Genomic DNA, 7694 nt, shown 5'->3' with positions numbered 1-7694 from the left:
CCTGCTATATAAATCATAGACATCTATTGACACCTACTTTTTACTTAACGTTTCAACGGGTGAAGACGGCTTCATTACCCTTAACGTCCTGACACGCCTTAGCCTAGCGCGTCCTGGATAGCTATCTACCCAAGATGAGCGAGATTCTTTGCTGCGTTGAAATCTCGATGTATACTTAACCCACACAGACCACAATCAAAAACCCTTAGCTTCAGTGGCATATCTTGAATATGCCCACAACTAGAACAAGTTTTTGAGGAAGGATAAAATCTACTAGCCAATATTACTTCACTGCCAAATTTTTTGGATTTATATTCTAACTGCCGTCTCAACTCATAAAAGTTAGCATCTGCAACTGAGCCAGCTAGCTTGTGATTAGCCATCATCCCACTTACATTTAAAGTTTCAATAACTATTTTGGCGTGGTTTTTGCTAATAGTTGTTGTTGCTTTATGAGTTGCGTCTAGACGGATATCACTAACTCGTTTGTGGGTTTTAGCTATTTTTAATTTTTGTTTGAGGTATTGGTTAGAACCACGTACTTTTCTCGCGAGTTCTCGTTGTTGTCTTGCTAGCTTCTTTTTAAATCTTTTTGACGTTTTTGGGTTACTGAATACTACACCAGTAGATAAAGTGGCAAGTTCTTTAATCCCCAGGTCAACCCCAACTACAGGTATTTTATTGGCGACTGGTAATGGGGTTTGTTCAAATGCAAAGCTGATATACCAGTTACCTGCACGCTCTGAAATTGTTAATTTTGAAGCTGTGACATGTGGCAATCCTTCATATGTTTTAACCCATCCGATAGTCGGTAGCTTAATGCTGGTTCCACCTATTGGTATCGGCTTACCGCTAGCATTTATAGTAAAGCTATGACTCGATTTACCTTTCTTTTTTAACTTAGGATATTCGGACTGACCTTTAAAGAATCTTTTATAAGAATCACCTAGTTGCTCGAAAGCAAACTCAGTAACTTTTTGACATATGTTTTTTTCTTTCAACCATCCTAAATCTGGGTTAGTTTTAACATTATTGTTAAAAAAGGTGCGTAGTAATCTGTGATTTGGTTTATACCCATCCTTATATAGAGCCTGCCATGTAGCTAACCCCCAGTTATAAGTAAATCTTGCTATACCAGCGTGCTTAGACATCAAGACGCGCTGATATGAATTTAGTTTTAATTGCGTCTTGATTGATAAAAGCATTTTGGTTGAGTGCTTCTTAGCAGTGTCGAAGTTCGTACATTATTGTACACTATTGTCTATGCTTTTGCTGTCTTAGGATATGCTCCAGCTTTCACTTTTAGGCAGGCAGTAGCTATTCTAAGAGTGTTCCAAAAAATAAATCATCCCAAGCCGATCCGAAGCCAACGTAACGTAGTGGAGCAAAGCAATGCTAAGGACTTTGGGATTCCTTCTGTTCCAGATGCTCTGGGAACATTCCCCTAGGCTCCATTCGCCTCAGACAATGATGAATCGTAGCCAATAAACTAGAAATTTTTAATAGTGCGGATAAAAGGACTTGAACCTTCACTCCTTTCGGAACTAGAACCTAAATCTAGCGCGTCTGCCAATTTCGCCATATCCGCATCAGTTTTTTATATTACCATAACAAATCATCTGTGGCAATAGGGAGTGGGGAGTGGGGGAAATTTCATGAGGGGAAAAGGTTAAAGGGTAAAGGAAGAAAAGTTTTTCCCCTTTCCCCTTCCTGCTGCCCAATTTTCAATCAAATCACACCAACACGAGGCAGACGATGTTTGAATCCGCAGAGAATTTCCCAAGAAATGGTGTTCAATTGTTCTGCCCAATCGTCGGCAGAGATTTCTTCTTTTCCCTCTTGCCCAAGTAAGGTAACTATTTCGCCTTCTTGTATATTTGGTATGGTGCTGACATCAAGCATTAATTGATCCATCGTAATTGCACCAATCTGTGGCACTCGTCTGCCTTGAATTAATACTTGCATTTTGCCGGAGAGATTCCGAGGAACTCCATCAGCGTAACCAATACCGACCACGGCAAGGCGCATTTCGTGTGGGGCAATAAATCGATGACCGTAGCTGACACCAGTGCCGGCAGCGATGGTTTTGATGTGAGTGACTCGCGCTTTTAATTGTAAAACTGGCTTGAAGTCGAGATGCGATCGCAAGTGAACAGCTGGTGAAAGTCCGTATATAGCTAACCCCACACGCACCATATCATAATGTAAAGCCGGATCACAAAGAGTGGCAGCTGAATTTGCCAAATGTAAACAAGGTGGTTTTATTCCCAAAGCTTTAATTTGGGCGATCGCCTCCTCAAATCGTTGATGCTGTTGTATCATCACTTGTGGGTCGAGACTATCTGCGGTTGCCAAGTGAGAATAAATGCTCTTTATTTCTAACATTGGCAACCGCTGCACTAACTGGACAAACTCACCTGCTTGCTGCCAATTTGTGCCTAATCTTGACATTCCCGTATCTAGTTTGATGTGTACGGGGATGGAATCAGTAAACTTAATCGCTTCTAAAGTTTCGGAAAATATTAGTGCTTGCTTTGGGGTGCATAGTGTTGGCTGAAGTTTCCAATGAGCGATCGCGTGAATTTGCTCTAATGTGTGGGTTGCTCCTAAAATCAAAATCGGAGCTTTAATCCCAGCTTCGCGCAATTGAATTGCCTCTGGAACTGTAGCAACTCCTAACCAACTTGCCCCGGATTGTAACACTGTCTGAGCGACTGTTACAGCTCCATGTCCATAAGCATCCGCTTTCACCACTGCCATTAACTCAGTATGCGGTGATAACAAACTTCGCAACTGATGTACATTGTCAGACAAAGCACCTAAATCAATTTCCACCCAAGCGCGTTGCGAGAACCACGCATAAGTGTCGCACTGCTGATTTTCCGCCAAACGAGGAGTTTGCTTGCGACTTAACATTTTTATTTTCTCCTATCACACCATGAACGCTCTTTTATCTGTGACTATCTACTTATTCCATCGCTAGAAGCACTCATCAGATTTAATGACTGAAGTTTACCTTTCGTTACTTAATTGGCACAAATTGATAATTTGATCCTCGCAAAGTTAACTAAAGTATCATTTTTAACTTTTTTACACCACGCTTCCCCCAGAAAGACTTATCCCAAATCTCTAAATTCTGTCGGAAGTATAATTTATTCTCATGTTCCAAGCCGAGTATAATTGTGTTAATATATGTAAAACTAATACATTGAGCGCTAATCAATGGGGAAGGTTTTAGTCCTTAACGCCTCTTACGAACCGCTCAACATCACAAGCTGGCGTCGCGCGGTAGTTCTGTTGATCAAAGGCAAGGCAGAGCGGGTGGAACACAACGGGAAATTTCTGTATTCGGGGTTTCCGCTGCCAACTGTGATCCGCTTGCGCCATTATGTGCGCGTTCCCTACAAGGAAATTCCTCTTACTCGCCGAAATATCTTGCATCGTGACGGTCACACTTGTCAATACTGTGGTTACATAGGAGATGAGTTGACGCTAGACCATGTTTTACCGCGATCGCGTCGTGGTGGCGATACCTGGGATAATATTGTTACGGCTTGTGTCCGCTGCAATGTTAAAAAAGGCAACCGCACGCCTCACGAAGCTAACATGCCTTTGCGTCATCCGCCCAGACAGCCTTATAGCAGCCTCTACTTTGAGGTCAGCAAACATCTTAAAAGTGGACTACACCAAGAGTGGCAAAAATATGTCATAGGACTTTGATAATTATTTTTACTTTCCACACAGCAGTCGCAAGAAAGCAAGGGTTTTTGTTACATATTCCCAGGACAGAAATTTTAACTTTCCTTTGGCGGTTATAAATTGTTCAAGAGATAACGCCCCACGTTAGCTCGATCAATAATATTTTGCCACTTCCATTGCCCTAGTCTCCTGCCAAAATCAATGCCAGCACGTTACAAGGTTTTAATTTTACATTAAAGTGACACCAAGTAACTAAAATACCCTCGTTGAGGAGTCGGATTTTGTTAATTAAATATTAACAGCCCGTTTTTGTTGCTCAATAATTCTTAATTGTCAATTGAGCTTTTGGCAAGAAGAAGTAGAGACTAGTAGACATGGATGAAAATTAAAAATTCGCGCCGATTGAAAGTTCTGAGTTAAGGCTTTTATTTGCTCGAACTTTACGCAGAATTAAAAAACCCTGTATTCTGAGTTTGTGACTCATTTTCATCCATATGTACTAGTAAAAGCTCAAGCATAAATGTTGAAAATTCCCTAATACCATAAGTTATAGTTTTTGCCTAATTGTAAAGATTAATCTTTACGATTAGCCAGAAAAAATCAACTTGCAGACACAGTGCTAGGCTGCAAAAATTTTGCGAAGATCGTATCGGTGTGGCGAAACCGATAAATGAGCAGTTGTATTTATTAACAAATAAATTTAAATTAAGCCTCACACTCACAAAAAAAAGTTGTTTATGCAATTAAATTCCCCCCGTACTCACTTGAAAAGCTTGTCATTGACTTCAGAAGTCAACCCAGATGATTTGGAAATAAACCAACAAGCGATTGAGCTTCCAATCACAAAGCCGTCCTTTGTTACAGGTGACGGAAATAATTCCTTTGCTGGACGCAATAGCCAGCTAAATCAGAAGTCAGAAGAGTTGCGTCATACGCTGACAGCACATCGACACGATCGCCAGCTGGTGATTTTACAAGATTTTCCTGACCCGGATGCTCTTTCTTGTGCTTGGGCTTACCAATTAATTGCCCAGCAGTACGATATAAAATGTGAAATAATTTACGCAGGCACACTCTCGCACCAAGAAAACATTGCCTTAGTCAAGCTGACAGGTTTACCCGCACAGCGTTGGTCAGTGCAAACCCTGAAAAGCAAAGATTTGTCATCTTATCAAGGTTTCGTATTAATCGACAACCAAGGAACGACTAGTCAACTATTGCCAGTAGTGCAGCAGGCAGGAATGCCACTAGTAGCGGTCATCGATCATCATAGTTCACAAGGAGAACTGAAGTCAGAATTTGTTGATATCCGTCCTTTTGTGCGAGCAACGGCAACAATTTTTACGCAGTACTTACAAGCGGGGTTATTGACCTTAGAGAATGGTACAAATCAGCATATAAAATGCGCTACTGCCTTAATGCATGGCTTGCGATCTGATACAAATCGACTGATGCAAGCCCAAGAAGAGGACTTTATGGCAGCTGCGTATCTAAGTAGATTTTGTGACGCACAATTGCTGAACGCGGTACTTCAGGCAAATCGTTCCAAGCCTGTGATGGATGTGATTGAGCGATCGCTAAAAAATCGCATCGTCCAAAATAACTTTTCCATTGCAGGTGTGGGATATATACGCTACGATGACCGCGATGCCATCCCCCAAGCGGCTGATTTTTTGGTTACAGAAGAAAACGTTCATACCGCCGTAGTTTACGGTATTGTTCACGATGAAGACGAAGAACTCGAAGTAGTTGTCGGTTCTTTGAGAACTAGCAAACTGACCTTAGACCCGGATGAGTTTATCAAAGAAGCCTTTGGGCAAGATAGCACCGGACGCTTTTTTGGTGGTGGGAGAACCAGCGCAGGGGGTTTTGAAATTCCGATGGGTTTCTTGTCTGGATGCAACGAAAATTCTGCCTATGCGAAGATGAAATGGGAAGTCTTCGATGCTCAAATTAAACAAAAGTTGCTGCGCTTGGTGAATCCTAAAGATAATTTGATTCAATCTGAGTAGGGATAGTAAGTAGTGGTTAATGGATAGTTGGAGCGTGGATAGGGGTTAGTGGATAGTAAAATAATCAACAACACTCCAACTAACAACACTCCAACCAACAACTAACTGTGGAACTGTATTTAATTCGTCACGGTATCGCCGAATCGGGTGGATCTGATATTACAGATGAAGAGCGATCGCTTACCAAAGAAGGGCGACAAAAAACTGAGAAAATTGCCCAACGACTGAAAACGTTCGGTTTACACTTTGATTTGATTGCCACCAGTCCCTTAGTACGCGCTCGCCAAACCGCAGAAATCCTCATTGCCACCGGACTAAGTTCGCAAATGGAAGAATGCATCTACCTAGGCTTTGATGGCGATATTCATCATTGGCTTGCGGACTGGTTGGAACCGAGAAATTATTCACCGCAAACCCAACTTGCCCTGGTTGGACATGAACCTTGTTTGAGCGAATGGGCGTCCATTCTCCTTTGGGGTGATGCCAAAGGAGGTTTAGTCCTCAAAAAAGCAGGTATGATCGGAATAAAACTACCAGAAAAAGGCTCATATCTGGGTCGTAGTCAGATGTTTTGGTTGACACCACCCAAGTACTTGCTATAACGGTTTCTTAATAGTTTTCAAAGAACTATGGTTACAAGAGATACTGTTATGGCGATCACAATTTCTGGTAAGTTAGCCTGAGCAAAACTTTCAAAAAACAGATGGTGTTGCCATGATGGTGTGCGAATATAAGCCCGGTTTGGAAGGCATTCCCGCCGCCGAATCCAGTATCAGCAATGTTGACGGGCAAAAGGGAATACTAGAATATCGTGGCATCAGAATTGAGGAACTAGCAGAAAAAAGTACCTTTCTGGAAACTGCTTATCTGTTAATCTGGGGTCAGTTGCCCACATCAGAAGAACTAAAAGAGTTTGAGCATGAAGTTCGCCACCACAGACGAATAAAATACCGCATCCGTGACATGATGAAATGCTTTCCAGAAAGCGGTCATCCAATGGATGCTCTGCAAGCCTCAGCTGCCGCTTTAGGCTTGTTTTATTCGCGCCGTGACTTACATAACCCTGTCTACATTCGGGATGCAGTGGTTCGCTTGTTAGCAACGATTCCGACAATGGTAGCAGCGTTTCAGTTAATGCGAAAAGGTAACGATCCAGTGCGTCCTTGCGATGACCTGGATTACTCCGCTAACTTTCTCTATATGTTGAGCGAGAAAGAACCCGATCCACTAGCGTCGCGAATTTTTGATGTCTGCTTGATACTTCATGCCGAGCATACAATGAATGCCTCCACCTTCAGCGCAAGGGTGACAGCTTCTACCCTAACTGACCCTTACGCTGTGGTTGCCAGTGCAGTCGGAACCTTGGGAGGACCTTTGCACGGAGGGGCAAACGAAGAAGTAATTCAGATGTTAGAAGAAATTGGCTCGGTAGCGAAGGTGCGTCCCTACTTAGAAGATTGTCTCCAACGCAAAGCCAAAATTATGGGCTTTGGACATCGTGTTTACAAAGTGAAAGACCCGCGAGCCACGATTTTGCAAGACTTAGCACAGCAATTATTTGCAAAGTTTGGCAGTGACAAGTACTATGACATCGCCGTCGAGATGGAACGGGTAGTAGAAGAAAAACTCGGTCACAAAGGAATTTATCCGAATGTTGACTTTTATTCGGGTTTAGTCTATGCCAAATTAGGAATTCCTACAGACTTGTTTACACCAATATTTGCGATCGCTCGTGTTGCCGGTTGGTTAGCTCACTGGAAAGAACAACTCGCAGAAAACCGCATTTTCCGTCCTACCCAAGTTTACAACGGTCAGCACGAAATTGCTTACACCGCCATTGAAGAGCGTTAGAAGGAGTGGGGAGAGGGGGGATGGGGAGAGGGGGGGATGGGGAGAGGGGGAAGAAAATTCACCTTGTCCTCCTTGTCCTCCTTGTCCTCCTTGTCCTCCTTATCCCGCACTCCCCCCCCCCCCCCCTCCCCC

Annotated in this window: 6 protein-coding genes and 1 tRNA gene; 4 read left to right on the top strand and 3 right to left on the bottom strand. The window is 42.8% G+C overall.

All coding sequences use genetic code 11. The features are described 5' to 3' along the window. Positions 1–125: 125 nt before the first annotated feature. The 3 genes from OGM63_RS18780 to alr form a co-directional block, all read right to left on the bottom strand. A complete protein-coding gene (locus OGM63_RS18780; protein WP_263747178.1) occupies positions 126–1205 on the bottom strand; it encodes an RNA-guided endonuclease InsQ/TnpB family protein in 1080 nt (359 codons plus the stop codon). Positions 1206–1506: 301 nt separating this feature from the next. Further along, a tRNA-Leu gene (locus OGM63_RS18775) sits at positions 1507–1588 on the bottom strand. Between the two features lie 140 nt (positions 1589–1728). After that, positions 1729–2916 (bottom strand): alanine racemase, encoded by a 1188-nt coding sequence (gene alr / locus OGM63_RS18770; protein WP_263747177.1) that lies wholly within the window; start codon positions 2914–2916, stop codon positions 1729–1731. A gap of 306 nt (positions 2917–3222) precedes the next feature. On the opposite strand from alr, the gene OGM63_RS18765 reads away from it, so the two are divergent. From OGM63_RS18765 to OGM63_RS18750, 4 genes are all read left to right on the top strand, one after another. Continuing rightward, positions 3223–3720: an HNH endonuclease gene (locus OGM63_RS18765; protein ID WP_263747176.1), complete on the top strand. Its 498-nt coding sequence runs from the start codon at positions 3223–3225 to the stop codon at positions 3718–3720. Positions 3721–4436: 716 nt separating this feature from the next. Then, positions 4437–5711: a DHH family phosphoesterase gene (locus OGM63_RS18760; RefSeq protein ID WP_263747175.1), complete on the top strand. Its 1275-nt coding sequence runs from the start codon at positions 4437–4439 to the stop codon at positions 5709–5711. A 107-nt stretch (positions 5712–5818) separates the two neighbouring features. After that, entirely contained in the window at positions 5819–6313 is a 495-nt protein-coding gene (gene sixA / locus OGM63_RS18755; protein ID WP_263747174.1) for a phosphohistidine phosphatase SixA, read from the top strand. A 112-nt stretch (positions 6314–6425) separates the two neighbouring features. Further along, positions 6426–7562 (top strand): citrate synthase, encoded by a 1137-nt coding sequence (locus tag OGM63_RS18750; protein ID WP_263747173.1) that lies wholly within the window; start codon positions 6426–6428, stop codon positions 7560–7562. Positions 7563–7694 lie beyond the last annotated feature (132 nt).

Source organism: Plectonema radiosum NIES-515, assembly GCF_025753815.1.
GTDB classification, from domain to species: domain Bacteria; phylum Cyanobacteriota; class Cyanobacteriia; order Cyanobacteriales; family Nostocaceae; genus Hassallia; species Hassallia radiosum_A.
This window is presented reverse-complemented; position numbering and strand designations above follow the sequence as displayed.

Excerpts from the sequence above, each read along its gene's own strand:
- OGM63_RS18780 (WP_263747178.1), bottom strand. The coding sequence starts at position 1,205 with ATGCTTTTATCAATCAAGACGCAATTAAAACTAAATTCATATCAGCGC.
- alr (WP_263747177.1), bottom strand. The coding sequence starts at position 2,916 with ATGTTAAGTCGCAAGCAAACTCCTCGTTTGGCGGAAAATCAGCAGTGC.
- OGM63_RS18765 (WP_263747176.1), top strand. The coding sequence starts at position 3,223 with ATGGGGAAGGTTTTAGTCCTTAACGCCTCTTACGAACCGCTCAACATC.
- OGM63_RS18760 (WP_263747175.1), top strand. The coding sequence starts at position 4,437 with ATGCAATTAAATTCCCCCCGTACTCACTTGAAAAGCTTGTCATTGACT.
- OGM63_RS18750 (WP_263747173.1), top strand. The coding sequence starts at position 6,426 with ATGATGGTGTGCGAATATAAGCCCGGTTTGGAAGGCATTCCCGCCGCC.